The organism is Rummeliibacillus sp. POC4, from assembly GCF_003576525.1.
Taxonomy (GTDB): domain Bacteria; phylum Bacillota; class Bacilli; order Bacillales_A; family Planococcaceae; genus Rummeliibacillus.
Window position 1 is genome coordinate 138,175 of the sequence record NZ_QWUA01000004.1, and the last position, 12,005, is coordinate 150,179.

Annotated in this window: 14 protein-coding genes; all 14 read left to right on the plus strand. The window is 35.4% G+C overall.

Annotation, left to right across the window (positions count from 1 at the left end; translation table 11 throughout):
- Position 1 precedes the first annotated feature (1 nt).
- The 14 genes from D1606_RS01795 (at position 2) to D1606_RS01860 (ending at position 11,954) form a co-directional block, all read left to right on the plus strand.
- A complete protein-coding gene (locus tag D1606_RS01795; RefSeq protein ID WP_119414308.1) occupies positions 2-502 on the plus strand; it encodes a chemotaxis protein CheD in 501 nt (166 codons plus the stop codon).
- Positions 502-855, plus strand: coding sequence for a hypothetical protein (locus tag D1606_RS01800; protein WP_119414309.1), 354 nt, complete (start codon positions 502-504; stop codon positions 853-855). The genes D1606_RS01795 and D1606_RS01800 overlap by 1 nt, the downstream gene beginning before the upstream one ends.
- 88 nt (positions 856-943) lie before the next feature.
- Positions 944-1,717 (plus strand): FliA/WhiG family RNA polymerase sigma factor, encoded by a 774-nt coding sequence (locus tag D1606_RS01805; protein ID WP_299509659.1) that lies wholly within the window; start codon positions 944-946, stop codon positions 1,715-1,717.
- Positions 1,718-1,807: 90 nt separating this feature from the next.
- Positions 1,808-2,116: a hypothetical protein gene (locus D1606_RS01810; RefSeq protein ID WP_119414311.1), complete on the plus strand. Its 309-nt coding sequence runs from the start codon at positions 1,808-1,810 to the stop codon at positions 2,114-2,116.
- 8 nt (positions 2,117-2,124) lie between these two features.
- Positions 2,125-2,646 (plus strand): hypothetical protein, encoded by a 522-nt coding sequence (locus D1606_RS01815; RefSeq protein ID WP_119414312.1) that lies wholly within the window; start codon positions 2,125-2,127, stop codon positions 2,644-2,646.
- Between the two features lie 151 nt (positions 2,647-2,797).
- Positions 2,798-3,523 carry a 30S ribosomal protein S2 gene (rpsB, locus tag D1606_RS01820; protein ID WP_119414313.1) on the plus strand — a complete coding sequence of 242 codons (726 nt, stop codon included), beginning with the start codon at positions 2,798-2,800 and terminating at the stop codon, positions 3,521-3,523.
- Positions 3,524-3,619: 96 nt separating this feature from the next.
- Positions 3,620-4,504, plus strand: coding sequence for a translation elongation factor Ts (tsf, locus tag D1606_RS01825; RefSeq protein WP_119414314.1), 885 nt, complete (start codon positions 3,620-3,622; stop codon positions 4,502-4,504).
- 92 nt (positions 4,505-4,596) lie between these two features.
- The gene (pyrH, locus tag D1606_RS01830) at positions 4,597-5,322 is read left to right on the plus strand and encodes a UMP kinase (RefSeq protein WP_119414315.1); all 726 of its coding nucleotides are present in this window, start codon (positions 4,597-4,599) and stop codon (positions 5,320-5,322) included.
- A complete protein-coding gene (frr, locus tag D1606_RS01835; RefSeq protein ID WP_119414316.1) occupies positions 5,322-5,879 on the plus strand; it encodes a ribosome recycling factor in 558 nt (185 codons plus the stop codon). Before pyrH ends, frr begins: the two co-directional genes overlap by 1 nt.
- A gap of 282 nt (positions 5,880-6,161) precedes the next feature.
- On the plus strand, positions 6,162-6,947 hold the full coding sequence (locus tag D1606_RS01840; RefSeq protein ID WP_119414317.1) for an undecaprenyl pyrophosphate synthase: 786 nt from the start codon (positions 6,162-6,164) through the stop codon (positions 6,945-6,947).
- A gap of 6 nt (positions 6,948-6,953) precedes the next feature.
- Positions 6,954-7,748 carry a phosphatidate cytidylyltransferase gene (locus tag D1606_RS01845; RefSeq protein ID WP_119414318.1) on the plus strand — a complete coding sequence of 265 codons (795 nt, stop codon included), beginning with the start codon at positions 6,954-6,956 and terminating at the stop codon, positions 7,746-7,748.
- 14 nt (positions 7,749-7,762) lie between these two features.
- On the plus strand, positions 7,763-8,908 hold the full coding sequence (gene dxr, locus D1606_RS01850; protein ID WP_119414319.1) for a 1-deoxy-D-xylulose-5-phosphate reductoisomerase: 1,146 nt from the start codon (positions 7,763-7,765) through the stop codon (positions 8,906-8,908).
- A gap of 40 nt (positions 8,909-8,948) precedes the next feature.
- Positions 8,949-10,208: an RIP metalloprotease RseP gene (gene rseP, locus D1606_RS01855; RefSeq protein ID WP_119414320.1), complete on the plus strand. Its 1,260-nt coding sequence runs from the start codon at positions 8,949-8,951 to the stop codon at positions 10,206-10,208.
- 39 nt (positions 10,209-10,247) lie between these two features.
- Positions 10,248-11,954, plus strand: a complete 1,707-nt coding sequence (locus tag D1606_RS01860) for a proline--tRNA ligase (protein ID WP_119414321.1) — start codon at positions 10,248-10,250, stop codon at positions 11,952-11,954.
- Positions 11,955-12,005: the final 51 nt, after the last annotated feature.

Here is a 12,005-nt window from a genome sequence, read left to right on the forward strand (position 1 = left end):
AATGCTAATAAGTGATACTCAAGTAGTAAAAGTAGGAATTGCCCAAATGGCTATTGCAATATCACCAAATTCAATTAGAACTTCAGGTTTAGGATCATGTGTAGGTGTCGTTATTTATGATGAATCAAAGAAAATGGCTGGTTTAGTTCATGTTATGCTTCCAGAGTCAAAATTAGGTCGTGGAGATTCGATAAATGAAGCAAAGTTTGCCGATACAGGAATACCTGCTATGGTGAATCAACTGAAACAAAAAGGGGCCCAATTATATAAATTGAAAGCAAAAATTGCTGGAGGGGCCCAAATGTTCCAATTTGCCTCTAATAGTGACTCTATGCGAATTGGGCCTAGAAATGTGGAAGCAGTTAAACAACAATTAAAAAGTCTATCAATACCAATCGTTTCAGAGGATGTTGGTGGAAGTAGTGGTAGAACAATAGAGTTTGACACTACGACTTCTATTTTACATATACGTACAGTAAACCAAGGAGTGAAAGAAATCTAATGGTAGGCTCATATTTATACAATTGTTGGGCAGCAGTTATTGCTTTTACAATCTATTTTTTTATGACGTTCCAATCATTAAATACACCAACAAGTATTATTGTTAAATCGTTTGTTGTTGCGATTGTTGTATTTTTTGTAACATATTTGGTTCGATTTATCATTGCATTTGTTATGAAGAATCCTTCAGAAGAATTGGAGCAAGAACAAGGAACCGATGAAAATGAGAATGCGCAATCTAAAAGTGATACTGCTGAGGAAATAGAGAAAGAAAAAACTGCTGAGAAAATTACTGAAGATCAAGCGGAAAAATTAGCGAAATCTGTCAAAACAATGTTGGGAAATGACGAATAATTTCGAAAGGGAGCTGAATTTAGCTCCCTTTATTAATAGTGATTTGATATAATTAATTTGAATTAGAAAATACAACGAGGAGGTCTCGATGATGCAACCAACTTCAAAAGAAGAACAACAGCTTTGGCAAAGATGGGTAGCTGAACGTGATCCTCGTGCGGGAGATTTGTTAATAAAAAAATATACGCCACTCGTCTCTTATCACGTTCAACGCATTAGTACAGGTTTACCCAAAAATGTATCTAGAGATGAATTGACAAGCCTTGGCATGATGGGATTATTTGATGCACTTAACAAATTTGATCTATCGAGAGATCTAAAGTTTGATACATATGCTTCTTTTCGTGTTCGAGGCGCAATAATCGATGGACTTCGAAAGGAAGATTGGCTACCTCGCTCTGCTAGAGAAAAAGCCAAAAAATTAGAATCGCAAATTGAAATGTTAGAACAACAATTACAACGTCATGTTACACCAGAAGAAGTTGCAAAGGCATTAGACGTAGATACAGATGATATTTATCAAACTATGCAAGAACATTTTATGTCTAACGTTCTATCAATGGATGAATATTCTTCGGAACAAGATGATTCAGAGGGAAAATCTTTTGTCATCAGAGACGATCAAATTCGGACGCCAGAACAGGAAGTTGTACAAGCTGAATTATTAGAAGATTTAGTTGAATGTATAAAAGATTTAAACGAAAAAGAACAGCAGGTGCTAAGTTTATTTTATACAGAGGAGTTAACGTTAACTGAAATTGGAGAACTATTAAATTTGTCTACATCTCGAATTTCTCAAATCCATTCAAAGGCACTTTTTAAATTAAGAAATCTATTGTCAGCAGAAATGGAGAATGTATAGTTTTAACGTGAGCATCCATATAACCGTGTAAGCTAGTAAAGCACTTTGAAAGCAGTAAAGTCCGAAGTCGATTTCACAGGAGGCAAATTTATGAGCTTAAAAGGTGTGGAATTGCAAATAGCCTTACCAAAAACTTTTGAGGCAGGAAAATTAGCAGAACAACAACAACAAAATGTGAATGCCGGTCAGGAATTCGCTAATAATGCGTTACAAAAACAACTAGAGAAAAACAGAACAACTGTTTTGAAATCTGATAAATCTGCTCAAATAAGCGAAGAAGATCCCTCAAATAAAAAAGAAAATGACAATCAGCATGAACATAAGAAAGAACAGAAATCTTCTCCGCTTGAGCAGGCACAACACCCTTTTAAAGGACATTTTGTCGATTTTAGCGGATAGGAGTTATCATGGTAGCAACGATATTATTATTTTTATTTATAGGACAAGTATTAAGCTTTTATTTCATCATTTTATTGTATACTAAACTATCTAAATTGAAGGATGTAGAAAAAAGTCAATCTAGATTGAAAGACGAAATGGACAATGCTATAGGGGTTTATTTAGCAGAAATGCGTGATGAAAATGACCGCTTAATTAAAGAACTAACAATGATGAATAAAAAATACGAAAAAGAAGAAAATGTAAACGATGGTAAAGAACATAAAGACTATATAAAAACAACTTTTAATATGCCTCGAAATATGGTAGCTAAAGCTTATCAAAATAGTCCTAATTCAACGGTAGCAGCTACTACTACAGAAAATGAACCTGCTGCTGATAAAGAGAAAACAAATTCCACTACAGCATCATTGACAGTAGAACAGCAAATTCAAGAATTATATCGTAATGGTAAAGATATTGAAGAAATTGCTAAATTAATGCAAAAAGGAAAGACTGAAATTGAATTATTATTAAAATTTCAGCATTAAAGTAGTTGCAGAGGACAAGGCGTTGTGATATATTATCAAATGGTGTTACATTACACACGTATTCTGATGCAAGGAGAAGGTGCTCTTAGTTGAGTTGCTCCTACAGATGACGAATGCGGAGGACAAAAAACCATATCAGGAGGAAATACAAATGTCAGTAATTTCAATGAAACAATTACTAGAAGCTGGTGTACATTTCGGTCACCAAACTCGCCGTTGGAACCCAAAAATGAAAAAATACATTTTTGTTGAACGTAACGGTATCTACATTATCGATTTACAAAAAACAGTTAAAAAATTAGAAGAAGCTTACGACTTCATGCGTCAAGTTGGCGAAGATGGTGGTAAAGTTCTTTTCGTTGGTACTAAAAAACAAGCTCAAGAAGCTATTCAAGAAGAAGCAGAACGCTCAGGTAACTACTTCATCAACCAACGTTGGTTAGGTGGTACTCTTACAAACTTCGGTACAATTCAAAAACGTGTTGCACGTATGAAAGAAATCGAAAAAATGGAAGAAGACGGAACTTTTGAAGTTCTACCTAAAAAAGAAGTTGTTCAACTTAAAAAACAACACGAACGTCTTGTTAAATTCTTAGGCGGTATCCGTGACATGCATGATCTACCAGACGTAATGTTTGTTGTAGACCCTCGCAAAGAACGTATTGCAGTAGCAGAAGCTCGCAAACTTAACATTCCATTAGTAGCAATGGTTGATACAAACTGTGACCCAGATGAAATCGACTACGTTATTCCATCAAATGACGATGCTATTCGTGCTGTAAAATTAATAACTTCTAAAATGGCAGATGCTTTAATCGAATCTAAACAAGGTGAAGAAGAAGCAACAGTTCCAGCTGAAGAGGTTGCAGCTGAGTAATTTCTGATTAGAAACAGGTGATAAGCGGCTAAACCCTCTTATCACCTTTTTTTGAGAATAATTAATTTCATATAGTATTTAAAGGAGGAACTATCAATGGCAGTAACTGCAAAAATGGTTAAAGAATTACGTGAAAAAACTGGTGCTGGTATGATGGATTGTAAAAAAGCATTAGTAAAAACTGATGGAGATATGGAAGCAGCAGTAGATTTCCTACGTGAAAAAGGTTTAGCTGCAGCTGGTAAAAAAGCTGACCGTATCGCAGCAGAAGGTACAACATTCATCGAAGTGAAAGGTAATGACGCAGTACTTTTAGAAGTAAATGCTGAAACTGACTTCGTTGCTAAAAACGAAGGTTTCCAAACTTTAGTTAAAGAATTAGCAGATCACCTATTAGCTTCAAAACCAGCTACATTAGAAGAAGCTTTAGAATCTAAAATGGACAATGGTGCGAAGGTTTCTGAACATATTTCTTCAGCAATCGCAACAATTGGTGAAAAAATCACTCTTCGTCGTTTTACTGTAGCTTCAAAAACTGATGCTGATGCATTTGGTTCTTACCTTCACATGGGTGGACGTATTGGTGTACTAGCTGTAGTTGAAGGTACTACTGATGAAGAAGTTGCTAAAGATGTTGCAATGCACATCGCAGCTTTAAACCCTAAATATATCGCTCACGATCAAGTTTCTGAAGAAGAAGTTGCTCACGAACGTAAAGTTTTAACTGAACAAGCATTAAACGAAGGCAAACCAGAAAACATTGTTGCTAAAATGGTTGAAGGTCGTCTACGTAAATACTTCGAAGAAATTTGTGTTCTTGACCAAGCATTTGTTAAAAACCCAGATCAAAAAGTTGGCGACTATGTTAAAGCAGCAGGCGCTAAACTTACTTCATTCGTACGTTATGAAGTAGGCGAAGGTATTGAAAAACGTGAAGATAACTTTGCTGAAGAAGTTATGAGCCAAGTTAAAGGTAAATAATAGAGATTTATTGAATATTTATATATAAAATGTAGGGAGCACAACTTTTCGTGTTCCCTCTTTTTAAAGAAAAAAGCATGATGGAGGTTCCAATGAGTATGCCACAGTACAAAAGAGTAGTCATTAAGCTGAGTGGAGAAGCACTTGCTGGAGAAGAAGGCTTTGGCTTATCACCTAAAATTGTAAAATCAGTAGCAGAACAAGTTAAAGAAGTTGTTGACCTAGGAGTTGAAGTAGCGCTAGTTGTCGGCGGTGGTAACATTTGGAGAGGTAAAATTGGTGCTGAAATGGGTATGGAACGCGCTAACGCGGACTATATGGGCATGTTAGCAACAGTGATGAATGCATTAGCTCTTCAAGATTCACTTGAAAATTTAGGTGTACCAACTCGTGTTCAATCATCAATCGTTATGACACAAGTTGCTGAACCTTATATTCGAAGAAAAGCAGTACGTCATCTTGAGAAAAAACGTGTTGTAATCTTCGCAGCTGGTACAGGTAACCCATACTTCTCTACAGATACAACAGCAGCTTTACGTGCAGCTGAAATCAATGCAGATGTCATATTAATGGCTAAAAATAACGTAGATGGCGTATACTCTGCAGATCCTAAAACTAATGCAGATGCAGTAAAATATGATAATCTAACATACTTAGAAGTAATTCAACAAGGATTACAGGTTATGGATTCAACAGCATCCACATTATGTATGGATAATGATATTCCATTAATCGTATTCTCAATTACAGAAAACGGTAATATTAAACGCGCCGTATTAGGCGAAACTATCGGAACAGTAGTTAGGAGGAATTCATAATGTCACAAGAAATTATGAAAAAAGCTGAAGAAAAAATGACGAAAGCAATTCAAGCATTTACTCGCGCATTAGCATCTATTCGTGCTGGCCGAGCAAATGCATCATTACTAGATCATGTTAGTGTCGATTACTATGGCGCACCAACACCAATCAATCAATTGGCTGGTATCTCTATTCCAGAAGCTCGTCTTTTAGTAATCCAACCATACGACAAAACAATTTTAGGCGATATTGAAAAAGCATTACTTAAATCAGATATCGGTATTACACCAACAAATGATGGTAATGTTATTCGCTTAACTATTCCTGCACTAACTGAAGAACGTCGTAAAGAACTTGTTAAGCAAGTGAAAAAAGAAGCAGAAGAAGCAAAAGTTGTTGTACGTAATGTACGTCGCGATACTAATGATGAATATAAAAAATTAGAAAAAGCTGGCGAAATTACAGAAGACGATTTACGTGGATTTTCAGATGATATCCAAAAACTAACTGACGCTAATATTGTTAAACTTGATCAAATTGCAAAAGAAAAAGAAAACGAAATTATGTCTGTTTAATTTTTAGATAGTACATTGAAAAGACTTTCTGTATAGAAAGTTGTCCGATTATTCGACTACTAAAGGTAAAATGTCTTGGTGAAAGAGTTGATTGGACCATACTATTTAAAGCCTGAAATTAATTGCGATTAGTCGTAATTATTTTTTAGAACCTTGTGTTTTGTAAGACGTCCTATAACTACAGGGACGTCTTTTTTATTAAGAATAAGGAAAAAAGTTCTTCTTTTTGATATGATATTAGGGAGTATATGTTCCGATTTGTTAGTTAGTGGAGGATTCTAAATGTTAGATAAACTCGGATGGAGAAAATCAGATAAACTAGACCAATCAGTGCAAAAACAAATTGAAAAAATTGGTAAACAACAAGTGCCCAACCATATTGCAATTATTATGGATGGTAACGGACGTTGGGCAAAGCAACGTGCCCTTCCGCGATTTGTCGGTCATAGGGAAGGTATGCATAATATCCGCCGAATTACAATTGCTGCAAATGCAATTGGGATAAAGGCCATTACACTTTATGCTTTTTCGACAGAGAATTGGAAGCGACCATCTACTGAGGTAGAATTTTTGATGCGTTTACCGGAAGAGTTTTTGGCAGACTTTTTACCAGAGCTGATGGAATTGAATATTCGTGTCGAAATGATTGGTGAAATGGATGGCTTACCTCAAAGTACAAGCCGTGCAGTTCAAAATGCAATTGAAAAGACCAAAGATAATTCAGGAATGGTGTTGAATTTTGCCTTTAATTACGGAAGTCGCCGAGAGATGGTACTTGCTGTGCAACAGATTGCTGAAATGGTTCAAGATGGATTGCTAGAACCGACTGCAATAACAGAAGAAACAATTTCAGAAAAACTAATGACTTCAAAAATTGGAGACCCAGATTTGCTTATCCGCACAAGTGGCGAATTTCGATTAAGTAATTTCTTATTATGGCAGCTTGCTTATACAGAGTTTTGGTTTACGAATGTACACTGGCCAGAGTTTAAAGCTGAACAATTATATGAGGCAGTAATCGATTATCAAAAGCGCAATCGCCGATTTGGGGGATTGAAAGGAGAATAAGAAAGAGTGAAACAGCGTATCATTACGGCAGTTATTGCCGCTGCACTGTTTATTCCATTCGTTATCTATGGACAATTACCATTTACCATTTTGATATATGCAATGGCAGCAGTAGGGTTATTTGAAGTGTTGAAAATGAGAGGGATTTCGTTATTTTCGGTGCCAGGAATCATTTCATTATTATCATTATTTATAATATTAATGCCGAATAGTTGGTCAGAACAGATTCAGGATATTACGAAATATTCTAGAATTGAGTATCTATTTATATGTGCAATATTATTGCTTATATATACTGTTTTAGTGAAAAATAAATTTACATTTGATGATGTAGGTTTCTTATTAGCAAGTGCTCTATATGTAGGGATTGGTTTTCACTTCTTTATCGCTACAAGAGAGGAAGGCTTAGCGTATGTTGTATACGCTTTAGTGATAGTATGGACAACCGATTCAGGAGCATATTTCATTGGTCGAAAACTAGGGAGAAATAAATTGTGGCCCGAAATTTCACCTAAAAAGACGATTGAAGGATTTGTTGGAGGAATTGTAGTTGCATTAATCTCAGCAATTATATTCCAATGGATTGCTAATTTGGATATATCATGGATTGCTTTAATTGTAGTATCAATTGTGGCTTCAATATTTGGACAATTAGGCGATTTAGTAGAATCAGCTATTAAACGTCATTATGGTGTAAAAGATTCTGGAAAAATACTTCCAGGTCATGGTGGGATATTAGATCGTTTTGATAGTCTATTATTTGTATTACCATTACTTTACTTTTTGCACTTTATTGGATAAGGGAGATCTTTTAAATGAAATTAATTAGCTTACTTGGAGCAACAGGCTCTATTGGCTTACAAACATTAGATATTGTTAGAGACCACTCAGATGAGTTTGCAATCGTAGCATTTGCAGCTGGTAAAAATATCGAAAGAACAAAGGAAATTATTCGAGAATTGAAACCTAAGTTAGTATCTGTGCAATTAGAAGAAGATGCACATAATCTATCTAAAGAGTTCCCACAAATCGATTTTACTTTTGGTTCTAAGGGATTAGTGGATGTAGCTACTTTTAGCGAGTCAAATGTTTTGTTAAATGCAGTTCTAGGAAGTATTGGTCTTGAAGCAACATTAGCAGCGATTCGTAAAAAGAAAGCTATTGCCATTGCAAATAAAGAAACTCTTGTGACTGCTGGACATTTAGTCATGAGTGAAGCAAAAAAATACGGAGCACCGATTTTACCAGTTGATAGTGAACATTCAGCTCTTTGGCAATCAATGCAAGGTGAAAATCGTAAATCCATATCTCGTTTAATCTTAACTGCTTCAGGTGGTAGTTTCCGCGACAAAACACGTGAAGATTTAAAAAATGTCACCATTAAAGAAGCATTAAATCATCCAAACTGGTCTATGGGTGCTAAAATTACCATTGACTCTGCAACTTTGATGAATAAAGGGTTAGAAGTCATTGAGGCAGCAGTATTATATGATATGCCTTATGATAAAATAGATGTTTTAATCCATAGAGAAAGCATTATTCACTCTATGGTTGAATATCATGATACAAGTATAATGGCTCAACTAGGAACGCCGGATATGCGTACACCTATTCAATATGCACTTAGCTATCCTGAAAGATTACCACGATCTACTGCGGAAAGATTAGATTTAGCAAAAATAGGCCAATTACATTTTGAACATGTAGATTTAAAACGTTTCCGTTGTTTAGATTTTGCTTATCATGCAGGAAGAATGGGTGGTACAATTTTAACGGTGATGAATGCAGCAAATGAAGCTGCAGTCGGTGCTTTTTTGCAAGAAAAAATTAAATTCCTTGAAATTGAGGACATTATCGAAAAAATGATGAACGATCACGTCAATATTCAGCACCCAGATTTAGAAACTATTTTGCATGTTGATAAAGAAACGAGAAAAACAGTCCAAAGCATGCTAAAATAGCAGTAGTGTCATTTTATAATGCTTGAGAAGGTGGGGTTACATGCAATCTATCATTGCATTTATCGTAGTATTCGGTTCCATCGTATTTTTCCATGAACTAGGTCACTTCATCTTTGCAAAACGTTCAGGTATATTAGTGAGAGAATTTGCTATTGGTATGGGTCCTAAAATATTAGGGATTAACAAAGGCGAAACACTATATACGATACGTTTATTGCCATTGGGAGGCTATGTTCGCATGGCAGGAGACGATGCTGATGTGGTTGAGCTTCAACCCGGGTATCGAATCGGAATGTTGTTAAACAATCAAAACGAAGTTACAAAAATTGTTTTAAATCAAAATAAGCAATTACCTGATATGCTTTTTTTAGAAGTAGAAAAGGCAGACCTTCAGAAAGATTTATGGATTGAAGGATATGACGAGGATGAAAAACTTGTCCGTTACAGCATAGCTCGCAATGCAGTTATTGAAGAGAATGGTAGTGAATTAATAATTGCGCCATATGACAGACAGTTTAATTCGAAATCTGTTGGAAAACGCGCAATGACTATTTTTGCAGGTCCATTATTTAACTTTATCCTTTCAATCATTGTGTTTATCGTCATAGCTTTCATGACTGGAGTACCAACATATGAACCGGTTATTGCGGGAGTTGTAAAAGATAGTCCTGCATCAACTGCTGGATTAGCAAAAGGCGATTTAGTAACTGCAATCAATGGTAAATCGATTGAAACATGGCAGGAACTATCAGATGCTATTCAAAAAAATCCTGAAAAAGAGTTAACACTGAACATTAACCGAGATGGTGATAGTGATACTGTAAAAGTAACGCCAACAAAGAAGAAAATTGATGGACAAACTATAGGACAAATTGGTGTTCAATATCAAAGTCCCGTTGAAAAAAGTCCATTGAAGGCTATCTCATTTGGTTTTACCGAAACATATAATTGGATTATTAAAATCTTTACAATTCTTGGTGCTTTAATCACTGGCGGATTTACAATTGATGCATTATCTGGTCCTGTTGGTATTTATAAGGCAACTGAAGAAGTTGCAAAATACGGTGTGATCAATATTATGAATTGGGCGGCAGTATTAAGTATTAACTTAGGAATAATGAATCTATTACCATTACCAGCATTGGATGGTGGTCGATTATTATTCTTTGGATTCGAGGCTGTTCGTGGTAAACCAGTTGATCGCCAAAAAGAAGGAATGGTTCATTTTGTTGGAATTGTCCTTTTAATGCTTCTCATGATTGCAGTAACATGGAATGATATCCAACGTTTCTTCTTTTAATCTAAAAAATTTAATATAGCTCAAAGTGAGGTTTTTATAATGAAACAAAGCAAAACATTTATCCCTACTTTGCGCGAAGTACCTGCTGATGCAGACGTTAAGTCTCATCAGCTCTTATTACGTGCAGGTTTTATCCGTCAAAATACAAGTGGTGTATATTCATACTTACCTCTAGGTATAAAAGTGTTACAAAAAATAGAACAAATTGTTCGTGAAGAAATGGATGCAGCTGGAGCTGTTGAATTACTAATGCCATCATTGCAACAAGCAGAATTATGGCAAGAATCCGGACGTTGGGAAGCCTATGGTCCAGAGTTAATGCGATTATCTGATCGCCATGACCGTCAATTTGCGCTTGGTCCAACACACGAAGAAGTTATTACATCATTAGTACGTGATGAGATTAAATCTTATAAAAAATTACCATTAACTTTATATCAAATTCAAACTAAATTCCGAGATGAAAAACGTCCTCGTTTTGGCTTATTACGTGGTCGTGAATTTGTGATGAAAGATGCTTATTCTTTCCATGCGAGTGTAGAAAGCTTAGATGAAACATACCAAGCTATGGTAAAAGCATATAATAACATCTTTACTCGTCTTGGCTTAAAATTCCGTGCAGTTATTGCAGATTCTGGTTCAATTGGTGGTACTGATACACATGAATTTATGGTGTTATCAGAAATTGGTGAAGATACAATTGCGTATTCTGATGAAACAGACTATGCAGCTAATATCGAAATGGCTGAAGTAAACGTAGATTATACTCATTCAGGTGAAGAAATGAAAGCACTTGAAAAGGTAGCTACACCAGATCAAAAATCAATTGACGAAATTACTGATTTCCTAAATGTGAAAGCTGAACAATGCATTAAAACATTAGTATTTAATGTTGATGATGAATTAGTTGTTGTGCTTGCACGTGGTGATCATGAAATCAATGATATTAAACTAAAACATGCACTAAATGCAGAATCTGTTGAATTAGCTGAAGATGATGCTATTTTCAAATTACTAAATAGCCATGTAGGCTCACTTGGTCCAGTGAAACTACCAGTTAATGTGAAAGTAATAGCTGACAATGCTATTAAATCAATTCGCAATGGTGTATGCGGTGCAAACGAAGATGGTTATCATTATGTAAATGTTAACCCTGGAAGAGACTTTGCTATTGACCGATATGAAGATTTAAGATTTGTACAAGTTGGTGATCCAACTCCAGACGGCAAAGGAACGATTAAATTTGCAGAAGGTATTGAAGTTGGACATGTCTTCAAATTAGGCACTAAATATAGTGAATCTATGAAAGCAACTTACTTAGATGAAAATGGTCGTGCAAAACCATTTATCATGGGATGTTATGGAATTGGTGTTTCTCGTGTAATGGCAGCAGTTGCAGAGCAATTCCAAGATAGCTACGGATTTGCTTGGCCAAAACAAATAGCACCATATGATATTCATTTAATCTCTGTCAATGAAAAAGACGAAGCTCAAAAAGGCTTAACAGAAGATTTATACAAACTACTACAATCATATCGCTATGAAGTTTTATATGATGATCGTAAAGAACGTGCAGGCGTTAAATTTGCAGATGCCGATTTAATCGGTTTACCAGTTCGAGTAACAGTTGGTAAAAAAGCTTCTGAAGGAATTGTTGAAGTGAAATTCCGACAAACAGGAGAAACTTTTGAATGGGCGAAAGAAGAACTAGTTGATCGTTTAAATAACTTTTTTCACGCTGAATAATATTTGCGATTAAAACAAGTTCTTTTAGAGGAGAAAGTACATTTGTGCTTT

Coding starts and splice junctions, on each gene's coding strand:
- D1606_RS01800 (WP_119414309.1), top strand. CDS start 502: ATGGTAGGCTCATATTTATACAATTGTTGGGCAGCAGTTATTGCTTTT.
- D1606_RS01805 (WP_299509659.1), top strand. CDS start 944: ATGATGCAACCAACTTCAAAAGAAGAACAACAGCTTTGGCAAAGATGG.
- rseP (WP_119414320.1), top strand. CDS start 8,949: ATGCAATCTATCATTGCATTTATCGTAGTATTCGGTTCCATCGTATTT.
- pyrH (WP_119414315.1), top strand. CDS start 4,597: ATGAGTATGCCACAGTACAAAAGAGTAGTCATTAAGCTGAGTGGAGAA.
- rpsB (WP_119414313.1), top strand. CDS start 2,798: ATGTCAGTAATTTCAATGAAACAATTACTAGAAGCTGGTGTACATTTC.
- D1606_RS01795 (WP_119414308.1), top strand. CDS start 2: ATGCTAATAAGTGATACTCAAGTAGTAAAAGTAGGAATTGCCCAAATG.
- frr (WP_119414316.1), top strand. CDS start 5,322: ATGTCACAAGAAATTATGAAAAAAGCTGAAGAAAAAATGACGAAAGCA.
- tsf (WP_119414314.1), top strand. CDS start 3,620: ATGGCAGTAACTGCAAAAATGGTTAAAGAATTACGTGAAAAAACTGGT.
- D1606_RS01840 (WP_119414317.1), top strand. CDS start 6,162: ATGTTAGATAAACTCGGATGGAGAAAATCAGATAAACTAGACCAATCA.
- dxr (WP_119414319.1), top strand. CDS start 7,763: ATGAAATTAATTAGCTTACTTGGAGCAACAGGCTCTATTGGCTTACAA.
- D1606_RS01860 (WP_119414321.1), top strand. CDS start 10,248: ATGAAACAAAGCAAAACATTTATCCCTACTTTGCGCGAAGTACCTGCT.
- D1606_RS01810 (WP_119414311.1), top strand. CDS start 1,808: ATGAGCTTAAAAGGTGTGGAATTGCAAATAGCCTTACCAAAAACTTTT.
- D1606_RS01815 (WP_119414312.1), top strand. CDS start 2,125: ATGGTAGCAACGATATTATTATTTTTATTTATAGGACAAGTATTAAGC.